The sequence below is a fragment of the Psychrobacter sp. UBA5136 genome, from assembly GCF_002414005.1.
Classification (GTDB): domain Bacteria; phylum Pseudomonadota; class Gammaproteobacteria; order Pseudomonadales; family Moraxellaceae; genus Psychrobacter.
In genome coordinates this window covers 1-25,885 of record NZ_DHYG01000027.1, presented here as the reverse complement: position 1 = coordinate 25,885, position 25,885 = coordinate 1, and the positions used below count along the sequence as shown (strand labels likewise).

23 protein-coding genes are annotated in these 25,885 nt (G+C 44.6%); 15 read left to right on the top strand and 8 right to left on the bottom strand.

All coding sequences use genetic code 11. The features are described 5' to 3' along the window. Positions 1-66 precede the first annotated feature (66 nt). A complete protein-coding gene (mnmA, locus tag B4240_RS03430; RefSeq protein WP_414707086.1) occupies positions 67-1,284 on the bottom strand; it encodes a tRNA 2-thiouridine(34) synthase MnmA in 1,218 nt (405 codons plus the stop codon). A 284-nt stretch (positions 1,285-1,568) separates the two neighbouring features. Here mnmA and ispF point away from each other — a divergent pair, with 284 nt between their 5' ends. The 6 genes from ispF (at position 1,569) to B4240_RS03400 (ending at position 7,048) form a co-directional block, all read left to right on the top strand. Beyond that, positions 1,569-2,069: a 2-C-methyl-D-erythritol 2,4-cyclodiphosphate synthase gene (gene ispF / locus B4240_RS03425; protein ID WP_296236840.1), complete on the top strand. Its 501-nt coding sequence runs from the start codon at positions 1,569-1,571 to the stop codon at positions 2,067-2,069. Positions 2,070-2,278: 209 nt separating this feature from the next. Beyond that, positions 2,279-2,629, top strand: a complete 351-nt coding sequence (gene grxD, locus B4240_RS03420) for a Grx4 family monothiol glutaredoxin (RefSeq protein ID WP_296236839.1) — start codon at positions 2,279-2,281, stop codon at positions 2,627-2,629. A 215-nt stretch (positions 2,630-2,844) separates the two neighbouring features. Next, positions 2,845-3,408, top strand: coding sequence for a hypothetical protein (locus tag B4240_RS03415; protein ID WP_296236838.1), 564 nt, complete (start codon positions 2,845-2,847; stop codon positions 3,406-3,408). Between the two features lie 251 nt (positions 3,409-3,659). After that, a complete protein-coding gene (gene mnmG / locus B4240_RS03410) occupies positions 3,660-5,555 on the top strand; it encodes a tRNA uridine-5-carboxymethylaminomethyl(34) synthesis enzyme MnmG (RefSeq protein WP_296236837.1) in 1,896 nt (631 codons plus the stop codon). 185 nt (positions 5,556-5,740) lie between these two features. Next, positions 5,741-5,944, top strand: coding sequence for a ChaB family protein (locus tag B4240_RS03405; protein WP_296236836.1), 204 nt, complete (start codon positions 5,741-5,743; stop codon positions 5,942-5,944). A 144-nt stretch (positions 5,945-6,088) separates the two neighbouring features. Next, on the top strand, positions 6,089-7,048 hold the full coding sequence (locus B4240_RS03400; protein WP_296236835.1) for an AEC family transporter: 960 nt from the start codon (positions 6,089-6,091) through the stop codon (positions 7,046-7,048). Positions 7,049-7,107: 59 nt separating this feature from the next. Here the strand turns inward: B4240_RS03400 and B4240_RS03395 are convergent, their stop codons facing one another. The 4 genes from B4240_RS03395 to B4240_RS03380 all read right to left on the bottom strand — a co-directional run bounded on the left by B4240_RS03395 (position 7,108) and on the right by B4240_RS03380 (position 12,286). Next, positions 7,108-7,260 (bottom strand): hypothetical protein, encoded by a 153-nt coding sequence (locus B4240_RS03395; RefSeq protein WP_296236834.1) that lies wholly within the window; start codon positions 7,258-7,260, stop codon positions 7,108-7,110. A gap of 48 nt (positions 7,261-7,308) precedes the next feature. Further along, positions 7,309-8,310 (bottom strand): LLM class flavin-dependent oxidoreductase, encoded by a 1,002-nt coding sequence (locus B4240_RS03390; protein ID WP_296236833.1) that lies wholly within the window; start codon positions 8,308-8,310, stop codon positions 7,309-7,311. Between the two features lie 285 nt (positions 8,311-8,595). Continuing rightward, positions 8,596-11,154, bottom strand: a complete 2,559-nt coding sequence (locus tag B4240_RS03385; protein WP_296236832.1) for a membrane-bound PQQ-dependent dehydrogenase, glucose/quinate/shikimate family — start codon at positions 11,152-11,154, stop codon at positions 8,596-8,598. A 202-nt stretch (positions 11,155-11,356) separates the two neighbouring features. Beyond that, a complete protein-coding gene (locus tag B4240_RS03380) occupies positions 11,357-12,286 on the bottom strand; it encodes a LysR substrate-binding domain-containing protein (RefSeq protein WP_296236831.1) in 930 nt (309 codons plus the stop codon). Between the two features lie 401 nt (positions 12,287-12,687). Here B4240_RS03380 and B4240_RS03375 point away from each other — a divergent pair, with 401 nt between their 5' ends. The 5 genes from B4240_RS03375 to B4240_RS03355 all read left to right on the top strand — a co-directional run bounded on the left by B4240_RS03375 (position 12,688) and on the right by B4240_RS03355 (position 19,213). After that, positions 12,688-14,526 carry an AmpG family muropeptide MFS transporter gene (locus tag B4240_RS03375; RefSeq protein WP_296236830.1) on the top strand — a complete coding sequence of 613 codons (1,839 nt, stop codon included), beginning with the start codon at positions 12,688-12,690 and terminating at the stop codon, positions 14,524-14,526. Positions 14,527-14,589: 63 nt separating this feature from the next. Beyond that, entirely contained in the window at positions 14,590-15,522 is a 933-nt protein-coding gene (gene prmC, locus B4240_RS03370) for a peptide chain release factor N(5)-glutamine methyltransferase (RefSeq protein WP_296236829.1), read from the top strand. A gap of 70 nt (positions 15,523-15,592) precedes the next feature. Further along, positions 15,593-16,402, top strand: coding sequence for a HesA/MoeB/ThiF family protein (locus B4240_RS03365; protein ID WP_296236828.1), 810 nt, complete (start codon positions 15,593-15,595; stop codon positions 16,400-16,402). Between the two features lie 70 nt (positions 16,403-16,472). Continuing rightward, the gene (locus B4240_RS03360; RefSeq protein WP_296236827.1) at positions 16,473-17,828 is read left to right on the top strand and encodes an ABC1 kinase family protein; all 1,356 of its coding nucleotides are present in this window, start codon (positions 16,473-16,475) and stop codon (positions 17,826-17,828) included. Between the two features lie 116 nt (positions 17,829-17,944). Next, complete coding sequence (locus B4240_RS03355) at positions 17,945-19,213, top strand: YbfB/YjiJ family MFS transporter (protein ID WP_296236826.1); 1,269 nt, start codon at positions 17,945-17,947, stop codon at positions 19,211-19,213. Here the strand turns inward: B4240_RS03355 and B4240_RS03350 are convergent. Beyond that, positions 19,194-19,682: an Lrp/AsnC family transcriptional regulator gene (locus B4240_RS03350; protein WP_296236825.1), complete on the bottom strand. Its 489-nt coding sequence runs from the start codon at positions 19,680-19,682 to the stop codon at positions 19,194-19,196. The two genes, B4240_RS03355 and B4240_RS03350, sit on opposite strands and share 20 nt — an antisense overlap. A 227-nt stretch (positions 19,683-19,909) precedes the next feature. Between B4240_RS03350 and leuA the strand changes: the two genes are divergently transcribed. The 4 genes from leuA to B4240_RS03335 all read left to right on the top strand — a co-directional run bounded on the left by leuA (position 19,910) and on the right by B4240_RS03335 (position 23,516). Then, positions 19,910-21,694: a 2-isopropylmalate synthase gene (leuA, locus tag B4240_RS03345; protein ID WP_296236824.1), complete on the top strand. Its 1,785-nt coding sequence runs from the start codon at positions 19,910-19,912 to the stop codon at positions 21,692-21,694. A gap of 172 nt (positions 21,695-21,866) precedes the next feature. Further along, positions 21,867-22,187 (top strand): IS630 transposase-related protein, encoded by a 321-nt coding sequence (locus B4240_RS03340; RefSeq protein ID WP_025651424.1) that lies wholly within the window; start codon positions 21,867-21,869, stop codon positions 22,185-22,187. Between the two features lie 13 nt (positions 22,188-22,200). After that, positions 22,201-22,686: an IS630 family transposase gene (locus B4240_RS11580; RefSeq protein WP_414707087.1), complete on the top strand. Its 486-nt coding sequence runs from the start codon at positions 22,201-22,203 to the stop codon at positions 22,684-22,686. A gap of 212 nt (positions 22,687-22,898) precedes the next feature. After that, positions 22,899-23,516 (top strand): hypothetical protein, encoded by a 618-nt coding sequence (locus B4240_RS03335; protein WP_296236823.1) that lies wholly within the window; start codon positions 22,899-22,901, stop codon positions 23,514-23,516. A gap of 142 nt (positions 23,517-23,658) precedes the next feature. Here the strand turns inward: B4240_RS03335 and accC are convergent, their stop codons facing one another. After that, positions 23,659-25,020, bottom strand: a complete 1,362-nt coding sequence (gene accC / locus B4240_RS03330) for an acetyl-CoA carboxylase biotin carboxylase subunit (RefSeq protein ID WP_296236822.1) — start codon at positions 25,018-25,020, stop codon at positions 23,659-23,661. A 158-nt stretch (positions 25,021-25,178) separates the two neighbouring features. Then, complete coding sequence (gene accB, locus B4240_RS03325) at positions 25,179-25,607, bottom strand: acetyl-CoA carboxylase biotin carboxyl carrier protein (RefSeq protein WP_296236821.1); 429 nt, start codon at positions 25,605-25,607, stop codon at positions 25,179-25,181. Positions 25,608-25,885 lie beyond the last annotated feature (278 nt).

Here is a 25,885-nt window from a genome sequence, read left to right as displayed (position 1 = left end):
TTCTGCGCTGAAATGTTAAAAAAGCTAAAGACAACAAAATAAATAAAAGCTAAAAATTATCAAAAACTAAAACCCACACGGCGCATCAATAGCCGCAATCACACCGCCGCCGAGACAAACTTCATCGATATAAAATACCGCTGATTGACCGGGCGTGACGGCGCGCTGCGGCTCATCAAATACCACACGCACCTCCGAGCCGTCGTCATTCATCGCGTAAACACGGCAGGCTTGGTCCGGCTGACGATAGCGGGATTTTGCCATACAGCGTAAGCCTTCCGTGCTAAATATGTCGGCAGGCGGCAGACCATCGACCCAGTCAAGTTTATAGGCTTGTAGCTCGTTGCTTAGCATCATGGGATGCTCATGACCTTGTCCAACGATTAAACGGTTTTTGTCCAAATCTTTTGCCAGTACAAACCAAGGCTCCTCAGGACGGTCTTTAACCCCGCCGATACCGATGCCGCCGCGCTGACCCAAGGTGTAATACATTAGGCCATCATGTGTCCCAATAATATGACCGTCGTCGGTGACGATATCGCCTTTTTGCGCAGGCAAGTACTGCTGTAAAAAGTCCTTAAAGCGGCGCTCGCCAATAAAACAAATACCCGTTGAATCTTTTTTATTAGCGGTAATTAAACCGTGCTCTTCAGCGATTTGGCGCACCACTGGCTTTTCAAGCTCACCAACTGGAAATAGCGTTTTGGCAATTTTATCACCGCCAACGGCATGTAAAAAATAACTTTGGTCTTTATTATTATCCAGTCCACGTAAGAGCTGGGCGACCGTTTCGCCGTTGCTGTTTTCATAATTCACGCTGCGGCGCGTGTAGTGACCAGTGGCAATATAATCGGCGCCAAGCGTCAGCGAATAATCTAAAAACGCTTTAAATTTGATTTCTTTATTGCATAAAATATCTGGATTTGGCGTGCGTCCGGCTTTGTATTCGGCTAAAAAATGCTCAAAAACTCGGTCCCAATATTCCATCGCAAAATTGGCAGTATGCAGCTTGATACCGATTTTGTCACACACCGCTTGCGCGTCTGCTAGGTCATCCATCGCCGTGCAATATTCGGTGCCGTCATCTTCTTCCCAGTTCTTCATAAACAGACCTTCCACCTTAAAGCCTGCTTGCTGGAGCAAAACGGCAGAGACAGACGAGTCGACGCCGCCCGACATGCCGACGATGACATGCTTGCTGCTAGGATTGTCAATATCGGCAAGCGTTAGAGGACGCTGAGGGCTAAAAAAGTCTGAAACGGGTAGGCTAGATGTGTTTGACATGGCTGACATAAAATTGCTCAACAATTTATACGTTATCCAAAAATAGAGGCGCTTTTTAAACCAAAATAACAGCCACATAGAAGGGCATAAATGGTTAACGGTGCTACTATGATTTTTGGATTGGGTATGTTGGTCTAGGTATTGTGATAAAATAAGCGTCACATTATAACAGCTAATTGAAAGCGGTGGCGACCTATGCGCGCTCACCTTTGGTAAAACCGCTTTGGAAATTTAGATAACGATTCTAAATTATTCTCATCACTCTTCATTCACTTGGAATAACAATGATAAAAATTGGTCAAGGTATTGATGTTCATGCGTTTCATAATACGGGCGAGCAGCAGCAATATGTCATACTGGCAGGCGTGCCGATTGAGCACAGCCATAGTTTGCTTGCACATTCTGATGGTGATGTGGTGCTGCATGCGCTTGCCGATGCGTTACTTGGCGCGCTAGCACTTGGTGATATTGGGCAACATTTTCCAGATACCGATGCCGCGCACGCAGGCTTGGACTCGCGCGTCCTACTCCGTTATGTGTATGGTAAAGTGCAAGCCGCCGGTTATACTTTAGGCAATGCCGACATTACCGTGATGTGCGAGCGCCCAAAATTGGCGCCATATAATTTGGCTATGCGCGAAAATATCGCCAGCGACTTGCAAACCGATGTGAGTAATGTCAGCATTAAAGCCACAACGACCGAAAAATTAGGCTTTACCGGTCGGCAAGAGGGCATTATGGCCAATGCCGTGGTATTATTGGTTTCTAATACGACAGGCGTTTAATCCCAAATAGTAAATCAACAAGGTGGATTGTTATTAACATTGACGGTTATTACCGCTGACTGTTATTACTACTGATTACTATTGGCCATTGATTGTCATTCACTGCTGACTATTATGGATGGGGCTTGCAATATAGCCGCAATCGCCCCATGTACCAGCCACATGCTAGGTTTAATGTTTTATCGATTATTTAATGAATAGGAGCTTTTATGAGCGAGCAAACCCCAAATACCGCTACAAACGATGTTGAACAGCTGATTCGTGATCAAATCAAAGACAATAAAGTCATCCTTTATATGAAAGGCACGCCGCAGTTTCCGCAGTGCGGATTTTCTGCCAAATCGATTGAGGTTTTGACTCAAATTGGCCGTCCATTTGCCTATGTCAATATTTTGGAAAATCCAGAGATTCGCGCGACGTTGCCAAAGGTTGGTAACTGGCCAACGTTCCCACAACTATGGATCGACGGTGAATTGATGGGTGGTTCAGACATCATTTTACAAATGTACCAGTCAGGCGAGCTTAAGCCTTTGATTGAAGCCAATAGCCCAGCCGCTTAATATTTCAGCACTTTATATTTCAGCGCTTTTATTGGACATTTATATGTTTCAATAAAAGGTTCAAAGTATTGAAGCAAAGTAAACCCGAATAGCCTTCCTTAATAGATTGGAGTAGCTATTCGGGTTTTTTATTGTTTAAGCAATTCATTGTTTTTATAAGCTTTATCCCCATATAGGGTACAAGATAAACGCCGATTAAATAATAAGAGAGACTTATGAGCAACCCATTGAATAGCCAATTAAATGAGCAGCAAACCCGCAATCTAGAAAGCACTGAGCAAGAACAAGAAACAGCGGCACAAGCGGCTATCGAAAAACGCCGCGAGCATTTAAAAAACGAATCGGTTCGTCTTACTGATATGGCGGACAATGAACCAAATTCTGCGCTTAAATGTATCCATCAGCTTAGCGTGGCGGGCGGTGCCACTGAAGCGACTTATATTGCTATTGAGCAGCGTATCGTCGCTGACCAAGATGCGGCTGGCGCCTATCATTTGGCATTGTTGGCACAAAATACGCCTGATCTGCCCATCGATGCGCGGCAACTTATTGAATTGGTTGTGGTAAAAGGTGACAACGATCAGCGTTTGGCACTACTAAAAAACTTACCCTTGCCGCCAGTTGAGGCGATAAAAGAGCAAATCTTGGCGACCAACGATGGCGATGCTATCGGTAAAATGAATGCCTATTTGCAGATTAATCCAGAAGGCTATGGCAGCCACCACATGCTCGCAAGTGGACAGACAGATCGCATTGTACCGCTTAGCCCGGGTAAATAAGTTTAGGCCAAGTGTACAAACCTTTTATACTTTTTGCTTGATGGATAATTTGAATAGTTTTTCGCATAACGTTTTTTAAACGGCAAAAAATTGTTATAATTACCGGCTATCTAACCTATCTTTAACGGCTTGTCTATTCTATCTGGGTCGTTATCTCTTTTTTAAATTCGACTGACGTTTATTTACCGGCAGCCAAGCTATTTGACATGGCCTCTGGCGCACGGTTGCGTTGCGAGTCAAGTGAGGCATACATGCAATACCCAAAAAATTACGACGTGGTAGTTATCGGCGGTGGTCATGCTGGCACAGAAGCAGCTCTGGCAGCCGCACGTATGGGGGCGCAAACGTTACTCTTGACGCATAATATCGAGACGCTAGGACAGATGAGCTGTAACCCTGCGATTGGCGGTATCGGTAAGTCGCATTTGGTGCGTGAGATTGATGCGCTTGGCGGGGCGATGGCGTTGGCGACGGACAAAGCTGGTATCCAGTTTCGCGTGTTAAATAGCCGTAAAGGTGCCGCTGTTCGTGCCACGCGTGCGCAAGCGGATCGCATTCTTTATAAAGCCGCCATTCGTCATACGCTTGAGAATCAGCCAAACCTGGATATATTCCAGCAAGCAGCTGACGATATCTTGGTTGAAAACGGCCGCGCAACAGCTGTGGTAACGGCGACGGGTATTATTTTTAACACCCAAACCGTGGTACTGACCTCAGGTACTTTTTTAGGCGGCGTTATTCATATCGGATTAGAGAATTCAAAAGGCGGACGAGCAGGGGATCAGCCTTCTATCAAACTTGCTGACCGTTTGCGCGAGCTTAAATTGCCCGTTGGCCGCCTAAAAACAGGGACGCCTGCACGTATCGATGCGCGTAGTGTTGATTTTAGCGTGATGACAGTGCAGCCGGGCGATACGCCGCTACCGGTGATGAGCTATATGGGCGATGTGTCGATGCATCCTGAGCAGGTCAACTGTTATATCACTCATACCAATGCGCGCACCCATGACATTATCCGCGAAAATTTAGACCGCTCACCGATGTTTTCTGGCAAAATCGAAGGCGTGGGGCCGCGTTATTGTCCATCGATTGAAGATAAGATTCACCGTTTCGCCGATAAGGATAGCCATCAGATTTTTATTGAGCCAGAAGGCTTAACCACCCATGAGCTATATCCAAATGGTATCTCGACCAGCCTACCGTTTGATGTGCAATTAGACTTTATTCACAGTATGAAAGGTTTAGAGAATGCGCATATCACGCGTCCAGGCTATGCCATCGAATACGATTACTTTGATCCGCAAAATCTAAAGCCAACTTTAGAGACCAAATCAATCGATCGCTTGTATTTCGCAGGCCAAATCAATGGCACAACAGGTTATGAAGAAGCGAGCGTGCAGGGTTTATTAGCCGGTACCAATGCAGCATTGGTTACTTGTGAAAATAGTGAATTTGATATCTGGACGCCGCGCCGCGATGAAGCGTATCTTGGCGTGCTGGTCGATGATTTGATTACGCATGGTACCACCGAGCCGTATCGGATGTTTACCAGCCGCGCCGAGTATCGCTTGCTCTTGCGTGAAGACAATGCCGATCAGCGCTTAACCGAAACGGGTCGCAAGCTTGGTTTGGTAGATGATACGCGCTGGCAGGCCTATCAAGAAAAAATGGAAGCCATTGCTAGCGAAACGGCGCGACTTAAAGATATTTGGGCAACGCCTGCTAATGCCTTAGGTCAGCAAGTTACCGCGCAGACAGGAGAGGTGCTGTCTAAAGAGTCGACTGCTTATGATTTATTAAAACGCCCACAAATACATTTTAACGATATCGCGGCTATTACTGGCTCAGAGGTTGATAGCCAAGTGGGCGAGCAGATTGAGATTTCTGTTAAATATGCCGGCTACATTGATCGTCAGCAAGAAGACATCGACCAGATGAAGCGTTTGGAAAACACCGCCTTGCCGATGGATTTTGATTATAGTGTGGTGTCAGGATTGTCGAATGAGATTGTACAAAAACTGGCACAAATCCGCCCAGCAACTTTAGCTCAAGCGGGTCGTATTAGCGGTGTCACGCCAGCTGCCATTCAGCTATTGGCCATGACGGTTAAAAAACAAAAGAAAGCACAAGCGGCATTAAATTCATAATGACGGCTTAGCAAAGCACTGTGTTTTAAAGTATGTTTATGGAAAAGCTCGTAACGAGAAATCGTTACGGGTTTTTTTATGGTAAAACACTTAACAATTTCAGAACAGTTTGCTGGTTCATAAATTGCTACTTTAAGAGAAGGAAATTTAAAAATACTATAATTGTGATAACAAGGAGAAGCATTATGCCTTATGATAAACGCTCAGAATTACCAGATTCCGTAAAAGACAACTTACCTAAGCACGCGCAAGAAATCTTTATGGCAGCGTTTAATAGTGCCAGTAAAGAGTACGATGATGAATCGCGTTGGTTTGCTACGGCGTGGGCCGCTGTTGAAAACAGTTATGAGAAAAATGATGATGGCGAGTGGGTAAAAAAGTCAGATTAGTATTCAAAACAGCAACAATGGCGTTTATACTTTATAATAAAGTGGCTTTAATTTAAGCTAACTCATTTTAAACCCACTCCTAATCATGACTTTTTATTCATTTAACAATATAGCTTCGGATATATTGCTAAGCTGAGCTTATTTATGACCGCTGCTATTATTTTTGCCATTACCATCGTATTGCCCAACCTTGTTTTGATGGGGTTGGGTTTTTTTATGCAAAGGCGCGGGGAAGCCAGTCAAGCCTTTATCGATCAGGCTTCCAGTTTTGTTTTTAATTACTGTTTGCCCTGCTTGTTGTTTTTTAGCGTCGTTGATAGTGAGGTCGATTATGCCAAGCAAATGACCTTGATTATTGCGGGTATTGTCGTGACCTTTGTTTTATTTATTGGCGCAGAGATTTATGCCAAGTATTTTATCAATAAGCCTGCCGACCAAGGGGTGTTTGTACAGGGTATCTTTCGCAGCAATATGGCGATTATCGGACTGGCAACCGTTGCTAACGCTTATGGGGAGCAAGGGTTAAGTATTGGTGCGGTCTATATGGGTGTGGTAACGATATTGTTTAACATCCTAGCGGTCATTACGCTAAGCCGTGTGTCCAAAAGCGCGGACGATACGTGGATAAGTCGCAGCACGATGATTATCAAAAAGCTGTTTACCAATCCATTGATTATCGCGTTAGTAGCAGCTTTTGCTTATAAAGCCCTGCCATTGCCGCCTATTACTGGCGTTGTTCATACAACTGGCGATTTACTGGCAGCGGTGGCATTGCCATTGGCGCTGATTTGTGCCGGTGCAAGTATTGATTTAAAGTCAATGCTGCACCCGTCCGGCTTATCCATGCAAGCCAGTATTGGCCGTATTGTTATTGCGCCTATTGTAGCTATTGCCGTTGGGTTAAGTTTTGGTTTGTCAGGCGTGCACATGGGTGTGCTGTTTTTGATGGTGGCGTCACCAACCGCCGCTGCCAGTTATGTCATGGCAAAAGCCATGGGCGGCAACGACATATTGGCCGCGAACATTTTGGCGTTTACCACGGTGGTAGCCATGTTTGGTATGGCGATTGGCGCGGCGATACTGCGCGCCTTAGGATGGATATAGTGCCATTAAAAAAGTCTCCTTTTCAAACCAGAAAAAGAGACTTTTAGCATTTATTGTTGTTATCTTATATTGTCTTTATCGTGCTTATTCACGCGGCGATGTTTGCGTTTAGGGCTAACACGGTACGTCAAATAACCGCCAATAATCAAGACTACAATAAATGCTGCGATGTATAAAAATATTGATGAGCCGATAGAGGCAGAAGGTTCCATGACCGTAATCTCCTTAAGGTTTATCAATAATTATGCAAGGGCAGTGCGCTATTGTAAAGTAAACAAGTTTAACTCTGATGTAAGTTCAAGTGAACGCAGGCGCGCTGCCTGATCGTAAACGTTGGCAGTGACAATCAGCTCATCGGGTTGATATTTTGCGATAAATTCCGCAAGTTTTGGTTGTACGGTTGCTACAGAACCGATAAATGAAACGGACAAAGCGTTGTCTACCATCATTTTTTCTGCAGGGCTCCAAATACTGTCCATATCATGCGTCGGCAACGGCATTTGTCCCCGCTCACCGCGGCGCAGGCGTACAAAGCTTTGCTGAGCTGAGGTAAAGTGATAATGAGCGGTGGCATCATCGTCGGCAAGTAATAAATTGGCCGCAAGCATCACATAAGGCTTATCTAGATGCGCCGATGGTTTAAATTGTTCACGATAAACATTGATCGCTTGCGCCATCATTTGCGGGGCAAAATGCGAAGCAAAGACGTACGGTAGACCCAAATGCGCCGCCAAGGTCGCCCCAAATAGCGATGAGCCCAATATCCAAATCGGAATGTTAGATTTTGCACCTGGAAATGACTGTACAGGGCTGTTATCCGTACCATCACCTAAAAAATACATCAATTCTTGTACATCTTGCGGAAAACGATCGGCATCTTGCATTTGCCGGCGCAGCGCTTGAAAGGTAGCGCCATCCGTACCCGGTGCGCGGCCTAATCCTAAATCGATACGGTCGCCATATAGTGCCTGTAAAGTACCAAATTGCTCAGCAATAATAAGCGGTGCGTGATTGGGCAACATCACACCCCCAGCACCAATGCGGATACGCTTGGTTTGGCTACCAATATGCGATAACAGTACCGACGTCGCTGCACTAGCGATACCTGGCATATTATGATGCTCTGCCATCCAGTAACGGTTTAAGCCAGACTTCTCTGCTTGCTGCGCGGTTTGTACCGTTTGAGCAATACCTTCAGAGATGGTATGGCCTTCAGGTACTGGTGCGAGATCTAAAAAAGATAAAGGGATTTTGTTACTCATAAATTATCCAGTAGAGTGATTAATTATTTTCTCTTGATATGCTTGTCACCATTACCGATTTCAAGCCGTGTTACAGAGTAGCAATAAATCATAACAAAGACAGATTATCGATGATTTAGGCACTTGGTGAGCAACAGCATCCGTTGATAAATAAGTCTATCATCATAAAAAGAATCGTATAATAAAAAGCGTCAGCACATAAAAAAGCAGGTAACCGAAGTTACCTGCTTTCTCAAAATGACGTTATTTAACTGAGTGGTTATTGCAGTCGATCACTTAGACCGATTATTTAGCTTGGTCGCCAAGCTTATAAGCGACCACATAATCACCAATCTTCGTACCTACTGAACCATGTCCACCAGCTACCAATACCACCATTTGCTCACCTTTAGAGTTCAAATAAGTCATAGGCGTGGCTTGTCCGCCTGCTGGAATACGTACATTCCATAGGACATCGCCATTCTTTAGATCATAAGCTCGGAAGTTGTTTTCGGTTGCTGCTGACAAGAATGCGACGCCACCTTTAGTGATGATAGGTCCGCCGATACCAGGCACCCCCAATTCAAACTTGATTGGAATAGGAGATAAGTCCTGTACAGTACCGTTTTTGCGCTGATAAGCAATCTCACCTGTGGCCAGATCAGCACCTGCGATCGTACCCCATGGTGGCTGCTGACAAGGTACACCAAGTGGTGATAAGAATGGTCCCATTTCTACCGCATAGTCTGCGCCTTCATTGGCATTCACACCTTGTTCACCTTTATTGGTCTCAACATCGCCAAGTGTGTCTTTAGGGATGAGTTTTGAGGTAAAGGCAAGGTAAGTTGGCATGCCGAACATCACGCCATTTTCAGGATCGACAGCGAGACCGCCCCAGTTAAAGGTACCAAAGTTACCAGGATAGACTAAAGTACCGTTGGTTGATGGCGGCGTATAGCGGCCGTCGTAGTTGAGTTTGTTGAACTCAATACGGCACATCATCTGATCGATGAGACTTGCGCCCCACATGTCTTTTTCTTTCAACATCGGCGGCTCAAAGCTCAAACCAGAATAAGGTTGCGTCGGAGCAGCATGTTCACCAGCAATGAGGTAGCCTTGCGGTGCATCACGCTCTTTGATAGGTACAATAGGCTCGCCTGTTGCACGGTTCAAGACATAAACATCACCTTGTTTAGTCGGTACCACCAATGCAGGCTGGACACCATCAGCGGTATCTAAGTCAAGCAGTGTTGGCTGCGCAGGCGTGTCCATATCCCAAAGGTCATGATGGACAAACTGCTGTACCCAGCGCGCTTCACCAGTTTTCAGATCTAGTGCGACCACAGAGGTTGCATACTTTTCTTCAGCAGCATTACGATAGCTACCGAGCTGATCGGGCGTGCGATTGCCCATTGGGAAGTAGGCCAAACCAAGCTCTTCATCAGCACTGGCAGTCGACCATGAGTTTGGCGAGCTGGTGCGATAGACTTGAGTTGGATCATTGACATCAAAAGGGGCTGTGTTGTCAGGATCACCTGAATCCCAGTTCCACATAAGCTCGCCAGTATTCACGTCATAAGCACGGATCACACCAGAGGGTGAGTTTACATCGTAGTTGTCGTTAACAGCACCAGCGACAATAATAACGCCACCTGCAACCACTGGGGCAGATGTTGAGTAGTAGTAGCCTGCTTGCTGGAACGGCATGTTGTGCATCAAATCTAATGCGCCATCTTCACCAAAGTCTTGACAGCGTTGTCCTGTTTTTGGATCGAGGGCATATAGCTTGGCATCAGAGGTTGGGATAAAGATCTTGGCATCGCATTGCTTGGAAGGATTTTCAAAGGTATTTCCAGCAATTTTTTGCACCAATGTATCGCCAGTCGCAGCCGGTTTATTAGCCGCTACTACGTTATTATCAGTGGTGTCACTGACGGCGCTATCGCTAGCTGTCTCGGTACTAGCATTAGCTGCTGGCGTAGTGCTTTTTGTACCAGCTTGACCAGCGTAATAAGAGACACCGCGGCAAGTTTGATGCTGACGTTGGAGGTTTTCGCCAACCTTAGGATCGAACTTCCATAGAGTCTCACCAGAGTCGGCATCTAATGCTAGCACCCAGTTATGCGGCGTACACATATAAAGAGCGTTGCCGATCTTTAGTGGGGTTGCTTGATAAGTGGTTTCGCCAACATCATTAGGACCTTTGACATCACCGGTTTGGATTTGCCACGCTAGCTCCAAATCTTTGACATTCTCTGTGTTGATTTGAGTCAAAGGAGAGTAGCGTTGGCCATAGTTAGTACGGCCATAGGCGCTCCACTCACCATCTGGTGTTTGCTCACCAGTGGATAATGGGTCGCCAAGGTTGGTAGAAGTGGCATTTTGACCGCCGTCATCTTTGGCAGTTAAATCGAGCTCGCCCAATTTGTCGGTGGCATTATTGGCCATACTACCAAAAGAGAGCAGTGCGCCCACAACCACACTGGCCATTAGTCCCCAATAATAAAGAGGACTTTTCTTAGTGTTGTTTGTGGTTGTTACTTGAGCGTGTTTCCCGTGCATCTTCTTAGAGACCCACGGTAAAAGCATTAATAAACCAAATATTAGTGGGAAACCCAAGCGAGTTGCCAGCGCCCACCAATAAAATCCAGATTCCCAAAGCGACCATACTAGTGTCACAACGATAAATATCGCGTACACCCCGTAAGCGCTCCAATGTTTTTTGAACAATAAAAATGCTGTCGTTAACATCATAACGCCAGCAAAAAGATAGTAAGGACTACCGCCTAAAGAGAGCAGATAAGCGCCGCCAATAAGCAAAGGGGCGGCAAAAACTGCCATAATGATCGCTACGAGTTTTTCCATGAGCGGTATCACCTGTTACATAGAGGCAAATGGACATGCAGTGATCGACACCCAGTACAAATCAATGTCTAGGCGTCCAGCAATACATGCAGAAATAAAAAAGAAATCAAACGTTAAATAACGTTTGAGACTGTATTTTATCACTTATGCATAAGCTCGGTAAAGGAGGCGTAAGGTAGGACAGCCGCTTTAACCGCTTTGTTTAGTTGTCAAATTGTTTCTGACACAGCTCCATAAAGGCGCGACCGTATTGGCGAATCTCAGCATCATCGCGTACAGCCATCCAACTGGTAAACCGTCCAAAATGGTCGACAGGAATAGCGGTTAAGTTATGATAATGGCTTGGTTCAAATGCCATTTCAGCGATAATGCCAATGCCTAAACCTAGTCCCACATAGGTGCTAATTACATCGGCATCAAGCGCTGCGAGTACGATATCAGGCTCAAGTCCTGCGTCGCTAAAGGTTTTATCAATAGCGCCGCGCCCCGTAAAGCCGCCGTGATAAGTCACGATTGGGTAGCTTGCAAGCGTCGGTAAATCGATGGATTCTAAGCCCGCCAGCTCGTGATCGCTTGGTACAATAACGCGATGCGTCCAGTCGTAATAGCGGTAGCAGCGTAGATAGTCGTTGTGCAATAAGGATTCGGTTGCAATGCCAATATCCGCTTGTCCACGAATGACCATCTGGGCGATGGTTTCAGGGTCGGCTTGCTGCAGGATTAAATTGACTTTGGGGAAACGGTCTTTAAACTCTTTGACCACTTTTGGCAATACATAACGCGCTTGCGTGTGCGTGGTCGCAATCGTCAGCGTGCCAATATTGGGATTATTAAAATCAAGACTGAGATTTTCAATCGTACGAATTTCTGCAAAGATGGATTCAATATGCGGCATCAGCGCTGTGCCCATGGGCGTCAGCCCCGTCAGGCGTTTGCCTTGGCGCACAAACACTTCGGTTCTCAGCTGATTTTCAAGTGCTGCAATATGCTTGGATAGACTGGACTGGCTGGTATGCAGCACGGTGGCCGCTTGACTTAAATTATAGCCATTAATTACCGTGTGCCACACTGTTTCCAACTGTTTGAGCTGGATTTGTAGATGCCGCTGATTGACCACTACGTCGATTGCCATCACTTAACCCTATTGTATAAATATACAAACGCTGTTGTATAAAAAATAAAAACCTACAAATATTCAATAAGTAGCTAGTATAAATTAAAGCTATTATTCTTGTATATAATAAATAGCTATGAATTTATGTTAATTAGGAATATAGAAATTTAGTTTTATCGAAATAAGTGTGATGAGCGCAAAAATAATCCACGCAAAGACAGAATTCTCAAATTTTTAACATACGTGAAAGCTTGCGATACTCACCGTTACTATGCTGAAACAAATGGTGCAGACAAATGCTAGCGGCCCTAAGTTAATGCAAAAACATCTAGTCAAGGTTAGCGTTCTCAAGTACCATAATTCAATTTTGTCCTAACGCTGGCTTTTGCTTTTTTTGTCTCAATTTTTGGTGAGTGATTATGTCTGCCATCCAACCTGTAACGCCTGAACAACCGATTGCCAAAAAATCATGGGCAGAAGCTGCCAAGGCTTATCTTGACTCGCGCGTTATTATCATGCTGTTTTTGGGATTTTCAGCAGGTATTCCCATCTTGCTTATTTTCTCAAGCCTATCATTATGGCTAAGAGAAGCGGGCATCGACCGCGGCGTTGTCACTATGTTCAGTTGGGCGGCGTTAGGGTATTCCTTTAAATTTATATGGGCGCCATTAATCGACGCGCTGCCGGTACCTTTTTTGACCAAATGGTTGGGCCGCCGCCGTAGTTGGATGGTGGTATCACAGCTGCTCATTGTATTGGCCATCTTTTTGATGGCGACGGTCAATCCTGTTAGCGAAGATGTCTTGGTTTATATGGCAGGCGCGGCAGTTTTGTTAGGCTTTTCTTCTGCGACGCAAGATATCGTCATTGATGCTTATCGTATTGAGCTTGCGCCGCCATCGATGCAGTCTATTTTGTCCTCTATCTATGTGTCGGGTTACCGCGTTGGTATGATTGTGGCTGGGGCTGGCGCGCTCTATTTGGCAGATTATTTTGGTTCGACGGAAGCTTTTTATAGCTATGAAGCGTGGCGTAATACTTATTATATTATGGCAGCGGTTATGACTTTGGGGATATTGACCACCTTTGCCAGTTATGAGCCAACCGCTGAGATTTTGCAAAATAATAAACAAAAAAATAACCTCAAAGTTTTTTTAATCTATTCAGCATTACTATTGATACCAGCGTTACTGTTCGGCGTCGTCTACCTTATCAATATCCTTATTAATAAGGTGTTTGACAGCACCGTCGCGTTGATACCGCTGATGGCTATGCCGAGTATTAAATTTTACTTTTTAGCGCTGGTTGCTTGTGCGCCATTGCTACTGCTTTATTTTATGATTAATCAACCCAAAATCATTAATAAAGCGCCCTTGGTAGCGGAGACGCGTGAAGACTATGTTAGGTTGGTTTTACTGTTTGTGTTTGCCGTTGTGGCGTTTATCGCAGCCTATGTCGTGATAGGTCAGGTACTGCCAGAGTTTGAAGGCGTATTTGTCAGCTTTATCAGCGAGACATTGCATCTGCTGACAAGCTTAGCCGCCGCACTGGCAGCAGGTTATGCATTGGTAAAAGTCGGTTTAGTCAAAAAAGAAATCGCGATGGCAACGTGGATTGAGCCGATCTTAGATTTCTTTAGGCGCTACGGAAAAAAAGCGCTGTTGTTATTAGCATTGATTGGTCTATATCGCATATCTGACATTGTAGCCGGCGTGATATCAAACGTTTTTTATCAAGACATGGGTTTTAGTAAAACCGATATTGCCAACGCGGTAAAACTGGTTGGCGTGATTATGGCCATTGCTGGCGGTTTCTTGGGCGGCCTGTTAGCCCAGCGTTTTCGCATCATGCACGCCATGATGATTGGCGCTATACTGGCTTGTGCAACGAACTTGTTGTTTGTGGTTTTAACGTATAATCCGGGCAATTTGCCAATTATGTATACGGCAGTGATATTTGATAACTTAGCGGCAGGGCTTGCTAGCGCCGTCTTTATCGCTTTTTTATCAGCGTTGACCTCTATACGTTTTACCGCGGTACAGTATGCTATTTTTTCTTCATTGATGACCTTAATTCCTAAAGTGTTGGGTGGTTATTCAGGCTCTATCGTTGATAGTATGGGCTATCCATTCTTCTTTATTTTTACCTTTGCCATTGGTATCCCGATTCTGGCGCTGATTTACTTTGTCGATAAACATATCGTCATTGGCGATAATGATAATATTTATGGCGACAGTGATGGCGAGGGCGGTAAATAGGTTTTGGGCAATGAATGAATCGTTCGACGGTGAATAAATGTGCCGTAAATAAGAGCAGTTATAATGTCTAATAACGAACAAAGTATTAAGCAAATAAAACAACAGCTTCAGCAGTGGTTAAATGAGAGTCAAAATAGCAATTTGCCCGCATTTTGGTTCACGGATTGGCTGTTATGTGTCATTGATAAGCCAAGCTTATTTTTAATCACGGATGAAAATTATCAATTGACCGATAGCGAGCTTACGCAATTTCATGCTGGTATTAAGAAGATGCAGCAAGGTACGCCGTTGGCCTATTTAACAGGTCAGCAAGCATTTTGGTCGCTGAACTTTACAGTGAATGAGCATACCTTGATACCCAGACCCGATACTGAAATATTGATTGAGCAAGTATTAACGTGGTTAGACGCTCAACCAAAAAGTGCCGATGACGATCATAAACCAAAGCGTCTATTAGATTTAGGCACTGGCTCAGGCTGCATTGCGATTAGTCTCGCGCATGAGTTAAAACAAAACCATCTAAACGGCCAAAGCGGTCAGAACGACCAGACACAAAGCTGGCAGGTCGTTGCCGTTGATGTATCAGCAGAGGCGTTAAAAGTGGCTAAGCACAACGCGGCGGTAAATGACGTTGCCGATATTGAGTTTATCCAAAGCAGTTGGTTTGATGCGTTGTCTCATCATAACGAGCCGTTGTTCGATGTCATTGTCTCTAATCCGCCTTACATTGATGAGGAGGATGAGCATTTAGCACACCTTATCGCTGAGCCGATTAGCGCGTTAAGTGCACCCAATCATGGACTTGCTGATATAGAGCATATTGTCGAGCAGGCGCCGCAGTACTTAAAGGCAAGTGGACTGTTAGCGATTGAGCATGGCTTTGATCAAGGGGCAGCCGTTCGTCAGATATTTGCTGATAATAAATTTTCCCACATACAGACGCTTAAAGATTTTGGTGGTAATGACAGGGTGACTTTGGGTCAACTGTCATCGTAGACTTTCAAAAGCTAGTTTTTCAAAAGCAGTGTTTTAAGAATAAATTTGGTGATAAGTTTTGGTGATAAATATGGCGCACTCAAAAGAAACAGGGCAGCTATTGGATGCAGAGCTGCTGCGTTATGCGCGGCAAATTCTGCTTGATGGTTGGGATATCGATGCTCAATTACGCCTAAAAGCCTCGCGTGTGGTCATGATTGGCGCAGGCGGTCTTGGCTGTCCTGCGTCTGAGACGCTAGTACGGGCAGGACTTGGGCAAGTACAACTGATTGATGATGATGTGATTGAAGCTAGTAATTTGCAGCGGCAAACGCTGTTTTTACCTGAAGATATGGGCAAACCTAAAGCCCTTACCGCGGCTGAGATGCTAAATAAAATCAATCCTCTGATTAATGCTCGTGGTACCGTGGCTCGGCTGAGCGAAGACAATGCTTATGAGCTGCTTGATATGGCCTCTGGCAAGCCTGATTTGCTTTTAGATTGTACGGATAATTTTGCTACCCGTGATATTATCAATCGCATTAGTGTCCGCTACCAAATTCCCTTGTTATCTGCTTCAGCAATAGCCATGCAAGGGCAGTTGGCACTATATGAACCGCATTTGGATACTGGCTGCTACCATTGCGTGTTTGGCTCAGTGATGCCTGATGCTGAGGCGGATGAACGGACGTGTGCCAATTCAGGGGTGCTCGCCAGCACAACCGCGATTATGGGAAGTTTGCAGGCCAATGCTGCGCTGCAATATTTAGGCTTAACCAAAAATCCACTGACAAATAAACTATTAATATGGGATGGTAGCCAGATGCAGCAGCGGCTGATGGGCTATCGCAAAGATGCGCATTGTCCAGTTTGTGCCGAGCATTTTACAATCCATGATTAATAAACATTTACTTTATCCATTTTTTCTTTAACTACTCACACATCTTCTTTTATTGTCATAGTTGTTTTTTATGAAAATTCATCGTCCGCATTTATTAAAGCACACCTTTAATGTTGTTAATCGTGTGCGCCAAACGGCAAGCGTTGCTGGTCTCTCAGCACTTAGAATTGCTAAAGGTGAAAAGCCTGATGCGATGCTGCTAAAAGAAACCTTTGAACAATTGGGTACGACTTACATCAAAATCGGCCAGTTTATCGCCAGTACGCCGTCACTATTCCCGCGCGAATATGTAGAGGTATTTCAGAGCTGTTTGGATCAAACGACGCCGCTATCTTATGCTTATATTGAGCAAGTTTTAAAAGAAGAGCTGACCGCTGATGGCCTGACGCTTGAGGATAAATTTGCTTATATCGACCTAAAACCGCTTGCTTCCGCTTCTATTGCTCAAGTGCATGCAGCACGTTTGCATAATGGTGACGAGGTGGTGCTAAAGGTGCAAAAACCGGGCGTTGAAACCATCATGCAAACGGATTTGGGCGTCTTACATGGTGTGACCAAGTTGGTTGAGCTGTTAATGCCTTCGATGCGCTTTGCCAGTATTGCCCCAATTATCGATGAGATTCGTTTGCGCATGCTAGCCGAAACCGACTTTATTGCTGAGGCGCAAAATATCCGCGATTTTCAGCAGTTTTTAGCAATATCAGGAAATACACGCGTCGTTGCGCCAACCGTTTATGAGACGCTGACCACCAAGCGTGTGCTGACCATGAGCCGCCTATACGGCGTCTCTATGATAGATGAGTTGGCCATGCGTCGGTATTGTACTGACCCAGCGCAAGTGATGGCAGATACCTTAAACACCTGGTTTGCAAGTTTGATGCTGTGCAATAGCTTCCATGCGGATTTGCACGCCGGTAATTTGATGCTGCTGACCGATGGACGCATTGGCTTTTTAGATTTCGGAATCGTGGGTAGGCTCAAAGCTGAAAGCTGGCGCGCTTGTATGGGAATGATGCAGGCAATGCAAGACAGTGACTATCAAGCGATGGCACGTCATATGGTCGATATGGAGATGACCCATGGCGGCAACCAAGTTGACGTCGTGGCATTGGGCAATGATTTGCAGCGTATGATGCAAACCATCATGGCAGAAGACAAAGCCTTTACCAGTGGCGTGCCTTTTAATAGTAAAGAACAAGCTGACGAGCTTAATAAAATGATGTTAGAGATTGTCGAGGTCGGTAAGCGTCATGGCATTCATTTCCCCCGTGATTTTGCTTTATTGACCAAACAGATGCTTTATTTTGATCGCTTTATGCGCACGCTTGCTCCCGATATGGATATGTTTAGCGATCAACGGGTACAAATGCTAGGACAAACAGAAGTAGCTCAGCAGGTAAGTCCTCCAATCCGAAATATCTCTTAATAGTAAGCATTATCTTTATAACTCTTTTATTCTATTTTCAATTGGTTATGTATCACTACTTTTGACTGCTTTTAACACAAAGGATTGTGTGCTTATTGCCACAAAATGGCTCTGTCATGATGACTGCTTTTAAAAGCCGTGCTGCTACTATTATTACCAATCAAACGGCAATTGCTTGCATAGGCTTGTATTGTTTGGCGGTGGTTATGGGGTTTGGGCGGTTTTTATTTACCGCAACCTTACCTGATATCATGACGCAATTATCCTTAACGACGGTCATTGCAGGTTGGCTGGCCTCGGTCAATTATAGTGGTTATTTTATTGGTGCGCTGATTGCGATGTTTGTGCCTCAGCGCCTGACATGGCAAATGCTTATATCTTGGACGATAATAAGTGTTATCACCACCATGCTACTGGTGCTGCCAAATTTGTCACTAAATGCTTGGTATGTCATTCGGCTGCTAGCAGGTATTGCAAGCGGGGTAGCGATGATTTTAAGCTCATCGCTGGTCATTCAAAGCTTTAGCATTGAGCGCCGCTCGGTACTCTCAGCATTGCATTACGCTGGTATTGGCGTCGGTATTAGTGCTTCTGCCATACTCACGTGGTGGTTATTAACGCTTGGCTATCATTTCGATATCATTTGGCTGGTAGCAGGGATGATCAGTTTGCCGTTATTATGGCTGCTTTATGCCATCAGACCAAAAAGCTTAAATTCATTTAACTCCCAAGCTGCTGAATTAAATCACAGCAATCAGCGCCTGTCTGTAAAGCAAATTTATCTTAATTTTAAACGCTCTTTATATGAAGCAGCTACTGGTCATACTAAGGCGATCATACTACTGTCGGCAAGCTATGTGCTGGCAGGGTTTGGCTACATTACGTCGGCGACATTTTTGCCAGTAATGGCAGCGCAGCGTCTCACAACGCAAACCTATGCAGGACTACTGATTTGGCTTGTCGTTGGCGTTTTTGCCATGCTATCAAACCCTATTTGGGGCGCGCTTGCTAAGCGTATTGGCGAGAGCAAAACCTTGATGGGTTTAACGGTATTGCAAGCGTTCGGCATGGGTTTACCAATATGGTTTGACGGGGCTATAGGCTTGTACGGTAATGCCGCGATTTTAGGCTTAACTTTCGTCGGTATGGTGTCAATGACGCTTAATTTGATTAAAAATATCAATCCCGCTTACTCTAACTTATTGATTGGGCTTGCGACTTTAGCCTATGCAATAGGGCAGTTTATGGGGCCGCTGGTGACGGTGGCGCTGGCAGGAAAGCATGACAATTTTAATGCCGGATTAATGGTAGCTGCTCTTGGCTTACTAGTAGGACTGGTCTTGGTTTTCTTTTTTCAGCGTCAAACTAAACCACGCTACGGTTAAATACTTCCCGTAACTCAAAGCTGGTATGCACTTGGGCGACGCCTTCGATGCGGTTGAGCCTGTGCAGTAAAAACTCCTCATAATGCGCCATGTCGCGTACGCGCACTTTGATTAAATAATCTTCGGTACGGCCGGTGACAATACTACAGCTAATGACTTCATCAAAACTTTGAATTTTATCTTCAAATTGCTCAAAACGATCGGCGGTATGGCGGTCCATGCTAATGGCGATAAAGACGGCCAAAGGGTAGCCGAGTTTTTGGGCATCGGTCTGGGTATGATAACCGGTGATAATACCTGCATCTTCTAAGCGTTTAATACGGCGCGCGCAAGGGGTCGCCGATAAATTGACCCGTTCGGCAAGCTCAGTAATGCTCATCCGTGCTTGGGTTTGCAATAAGCGCAACAGCTGTCTGTCGGTATCATCGATACTTGCCAATGATAAGTCGTCCGTATGGTTATTTATCATGTTCTAGCGCCTTATTAGTGAAATAATTCAATTATAGGAAAAATTATAGATTTATCCACTAATATTTAATAAAAAACAGTGCAATAAAGCAGATTTCTAGCGCAGAAACTTTGCTATTATAATGGCATAAGTGTTTATTATCTCGTATGATAAACAGTGATGTATTCATTGATATTCGTTAAAAATCGATACTTCAACTCATATTTTTACATGTCTAAGGATTGGTTATGCCTACTCAAGCTACACGCAATGCAGACCGCGCGCCTGCAAAGATTACGCCAAAAAATGCCGCTTTTGATTTCCGTAAATATCGTCCATTTGCGTTTGCACCTGTGCTGCCAGATCGCACGTGGCCGAGCAAAACGATTGAGAAGTCACCAATTTGGGCAAGTGTGGATCTGCGTGATGGCAATCAGGCGCTGATTGATCCGATGACGATTGAACAAAAAATGCGTTTTTTCAAAACTCTAGTTGATGTCGGTTTTAAAGAGATTGAAATTGGTTTTCCATCTGCCGCCCAAGTGGAGTTTGATTTTGCGCGCAAATTGATTGAAGAAAACCATGTGCCTGATGATGTGACTTTGCAAGTCTTGGTACAGGCGCGTGAGCATTTGATTGCTCGAACCTTTGAGTCATTAAAAGGGGCGAAGCGTGCCATCGTTCACGTCTATAACTCAACCAGCCGCGTACAACGTGAAAAGGTATACGGTAAAAATAAAGCAGAAATTAAAGAGATAGCCATTGCTGGGGCGACTATGTTGGTTGAATATGCAGCCAAATACCCAGAAACAGAATGGGTGTTCCAGTATTCTCCTGAGAGCTTTAGCCAAACTGAGACAGATTATGCGGTTGAAGTCTGTGACGCGGTGTGTGAGGTTTGGCAGCCTGAAAATGGTCAAGAAGTGATTTTAAACTTGCCAGCAACCGTTGAAGCCTCAACACCAAACGTATTTGCCGACCAAGTGGAGTATTTTTGCCGCCATCTTGCCAAGCGCGAGCATGTGACCGTCAGCTTGCACACGCACAATGACCGTGGCTGCGCGGTTGCTGCGGCTGAGCTTGGTATCCTTGCTGGGGCAGATCGTATCGAGGGTACCTTGCTCGGTAATGGTGAGCGTACGGGTAACATGGATATTATGGTGATGGCGATGAACTTGTTTAGCCAAGGGGTCGATCCAGAGCTTGATTTTAGTAATATGAGTGAAATCGTCCAAGTGGTGAGCGAGTGTAATAACTTGCCCCTACATCCGCGCCACCCGTACGTTGGAGAGCTTGTCTTTACCGCCTTTAGTGGCTCGCATCAAGATGCCATCAAAAAATCTCTTGATTACAATGAGAAGCATCAAGATGAAACCAACAACGTTTGGGACGTTGCCTATTTGCCGATTGATCCGGCGCATATTGGTCGCAGCTATCAAGATGTGGTGCGTATCAATAGTCAATCTGGTAAAGGCGGCGTTGCTTATATCTTGCAGCGTAACTATGGCTTTAATTTGCCGCGCTGGATGCAAATTGACTTTAGCGGCGTGGTACAAAAACAAGCAGAAAGCGTTGCCCGTGAATTGCAAAACGATGAAATCTTACAAGCCTTTGCAGAGACCTATTTGCAGCAAGGCAGCTTTGAGCTTTTAGATTATAGTGTCAATAATAAAGGCGGCGAGGTGTATTTTAACGGTCAAGTACAGATGAATGAGGACACCATTACCATTGATGGTACGGGGAACGGGCCATTGTCTTCGTTTATTGATGGACTTGCACAGCATACAGGCAAATCTATCCATGTTATCAATTACGCCGAACACGCCATCAATCCGCAGCACAACAGTGGTGATGGCATCGACGATGATACCAATAGAGATAACAAAACCAATGCCAATGCTGCCGCCTACATTCAGCTAAATGTCGATGGTGATGTTTACTCAGGCATTGGGACTTGTAGTAGCACCGTATCAGCAATGCTTAAAGGCGCATTATCCGCTTTTGCGCAGGCCGTTAGCCCAGCCGCTGCATAATAGTTTTCATGTTAATTTAGCTTTTCTTAGTAGAATAACCTATAACGTCATGGCTTTTGCAACGCGCAAATAAGCCATGACGTTATTTTTGTGTATAGAGACTTATAATATTGGCCATATTATTATTGAAGCAATATAGTAAAAGAAACAAAAATCCGCTACAGTATATAATATGGCATACTCAAAAGACTACCGACAACTGATCCTCAATAAGCTGGCAGAAGGCTATAGCATTCGACAACTTGCCGAGGAATATCAAATTAGCACCAACACTATTCAGCGTTGGAAAAAATTTCCTGAGCGTAAAAAACGTCAGTTTACCCCAACTAAAATAGACGATGCATTACTGAGAGCGGATGTAGAGGCTTATCCTGATGACTATCAGCACGAACGAGCTCGGCGTTTTAATTGTACTCAAAGAGCGATAGGCATTGCATTAAAACGAATCGGCATCACTCAAAAAAAAGAGCTTAACTCATCCAAAAGCAGATGATAAAAAACGTTTAATATTTCTTGAAAAGTTAGCGCAATTTGAGTTTGATGATAAGCCTATTATCTATCTTGATGAAAGTGGCTTTAAGTCTCATGAAAACAGGCCTTACGGTTACTCTAATAGAGGTAAAAAATGCTTTGGACAATACAACTGGCAGCTTAAAAACCAAACCAATGCGATAGGTGCTATTTACAATAATCAGCTGTTCGCTGTTGGACTTTATGATCGCAGTGTCAATAGTGATGTATTTCATAGCTGGGTTGAACAACTGCTGCTACCAAGCTTACCGAAAGACAGTGTAATCGTTATGGATAATGCAACCTTCCATAAGCGCAAAGACACAACTGAACTTATAGAAGATGCAGGGCACACTATTTTATGGCTGCCACCTTACAGTCCTGATTTGAATCCTATCGAGCAAATGTGGGCTTGGGTCAAACAAAAACGTAAGGAATGGCGGCTAGATTGTGTTGACACACTGTTCTTTTATTTCTTATGACTGTGTGGCGATTTATAAGTTCTTTGACTATATTAAAGAAATAGCGCTTTAAATGACCTATTTATAAAGGTTTTTTTTAAACCAAGCCTGTCACTGATGAAAGCGGTACGGGCAATAGCATCAATAGCATAATGTTACTTGTGTTTTTGGTGTCTAAGACTTACGCTAATGTACGGATCATTTAATTATTATAATATTAAAAAAGGTTAATTATGGAACCTATATCATTTGCGTCATTTACATTGGCATCAATTTTAGCTTCACTGCCGGCGAATGGTGAAGCGGTTAGTAAACCCACGATTACCACCCATATCAGTCCTGCTATTGCCGGACAGTGGGAGATAGATTTAGACAGTGGCACCACGATGACTAAAGAGGCAGAAGCCAGACAAGCAGCGTCAAAGCTGCAAGGCGGCAAAATCAGCGAGCCAAAAGTAAGCGCTGATGCAGAGGGCGGAGTGCTGAGCCAAAATGAAAAACGTGTTGTTAATATCCAGCCAAACAGCAATAAAAAAATGCTGGCGTCAGCAGCTAAATCTAATCAATGCCGAGAGATTTATAACTTTGCAGCCGACAATGAGATGTGGGCGGTTAGCGGTAAAGAATGGACGTATGGCCGCTATTTGGTTACCCACCGTGATGAGGGTTTGCCGATTATTGCGCTAAAAACGGTTTATGACAATAATGAAGTCGATTGTTCAGGCAATCAGATAGACCAGACAGGCGAGGCGTTAATAGCTTTTTTAAACCATGATGGCAATAAAATGCAGTGGTGCGCCGATCCTGATGGCACAGAATGCTTTATGAACTTTAATAGAATATTGCCTTAGCACTTTAGCGTGGTTTATTACATTTAGACAGCCTTTTACAAGTAAGCAGTTCTTTATAAAATTTAGGCATATAAAAAAACCGCTATCTTTTTAGGTAGCGGTTTTTTACTGACTTTATTATTTAATAAGACTTTAAAACAGATTATGAGTCCGCTTTGGCTTTGTTAGTCGTTAATAGCTCTCGTTCGAGATAATGAATGTTTTGCGCTTCATTAACAAAATTATCATCGGCCAAAATCACATCGCGATGCAGTGGTATATTGGTTTTGATACCTTCAATCACCAATTCATCAAGCGCATGCAATGTTTTAGAGATGGCTTGCTGACGGGTCTGACCATGACAAATGAGTTTGCCTATCAATGAGTCATAATAGCTTGGAATCTCGTAGCCGGGGTAGAGGTGCGAGTCAAAGCGTACGCCAGCGCCACTTGGTGAAAACAACTGGCTCACTGTACCCGGACAAGGCATAAAGGTTGCTGGATCTTCGGCATTGATACGGCACTCGATGGCGTGACCTTGGATTTCAATCTCGCTTTGACGATACGATAAACCATAGCCAGCCGCGATTTTAAGCTGTTCAACAACGACATCAATACCAGTGATCATCTCAGTCACCGGATGCTCAACCTGCACGCGGGTATTCATTTCGATAAAGAAAAATTCGTTATTTTCAAATAAAAACTCAAACGTACCGGCGCCGCGATACTTCACCAGCTCGCAGGCTTTGACGCAGGCTTTTAAGATAGGCTCACGTACATCATCAGGGATGTCGGGCGCAGGCGCTTCCTCCAACACTTTTTGATGGCGACGCTGCAATGAGCAATCGCGGTCATATAGATGAATGGCATTGCCGTTGCCGTCGCCAAGTACTTGTACTTCTACGTGGCGTGGATTTTGCAAATAGCGTTCCATATAGACCGTATCGTCACCAAACCATAGCTCAGCTTCTTGTTTGGCGGCTTGTACTTGTCCAATCAATTCGTCAAAACGTTCAACGACGCGCATACCGCGGCCGCCACCACCAGCAGCGGCTTTAATCAATAGGGGAAAGCCGATATTGCGCGCTTGCTCTTCAGCGTTATGGAGAGTCACTGCACCAACTGAACCGGGCACGGTTGGCACGCCAGCTTTTTTCATCGCATTAATGGCAGAGACTTTATTGCCCATTAAACGGATATGGTCGGCGTTAGGACCGACGAAGGTCAAACCTGCTTCTTCCACTTGTTCGGCAAATTCAGCATTCTCAGATAAAAAACCATAACCGGGATGAATGGCATCAGCGCCTGTGATTTCAGCGGCGGTCAAAATAGTATTGATATCAAGATAGCTTTGGTTGGCATTGGGTTTGCCAATACAGATGGCTTCATCAACAAAGCGCAGATGCATCAAATTGGCATCGGCCGTTGAATAGACACCAACGGTCTCTATGCCAAGGGCTTTGCAAGCTCGAACGATACGAAGAGCAATCTCACCTCTATTGGCGATGAGCAGTTTTTTTATCATGGGGTCATCCTTGTCGAAGCGGCAGTCATTGATAGCGTCGCTATTTTGGACATCGTAAAAGCAAACTGCGATACATCAAATTCAGATAAATCGAGCGATGATGCCATGTCAATAATAGCGAGGTGCAATCATTACAAAATAAAGGTTGGCGGCTAGCGTTACGCTTTATAGCGTATGACTGGCTGACCAAACTGCACCACTTCAGAGTTATCTACTAGTATTTCGTCGATGACACCACTTTGGGTCGCTTCGAGAGGATTCATAATTTTCATCGCTTCAATAATGCCGAGCGTATCACCTGCTTGTACTTTTTGACCGACTTTTACAAATGGCGGATCGTTAGGACTTGGGGCTGAATAATAAACACCCACCATCGGCGAGGTCTCAACGCTGCCTGCTTTGACGGCGGCTTTTGCTTCGGCAGCGATTGGCGCTGCACCAGCGGTAGGTGCGGCCATCATCGTCGGTGCCGGCGCATCATAGTGACGAGTTAAGCTAATATGTTCGTCGTCCGAGCTGATTTCTAAATTAACCAGTTCACTTTCTTCCATGAGTGCGATCAGGGTGCGTATTTTTTCAATATCCATAATTTTAATTTGGCCTTGTACTAAATTCTAGAAAAAAATAGTTGTAACTAAATATTGTGTTGGTAATTGCTAATGATACCTATATTCACCGCAATGAGCAATCGATGTACAGTTGTTAACTGAGTTTTTTTACATATTATGACGTAAGCGCGCTTAAGCGTAAGAAAAGCTCAAGGATTTATCATAGTCGATGTGACAAGGTAGCGCCAGTCGTGGTTACTAGACGCTACGATTGAATGAGTGATAATTGACTGTCTAATAACCCCAGTTCGGGATAA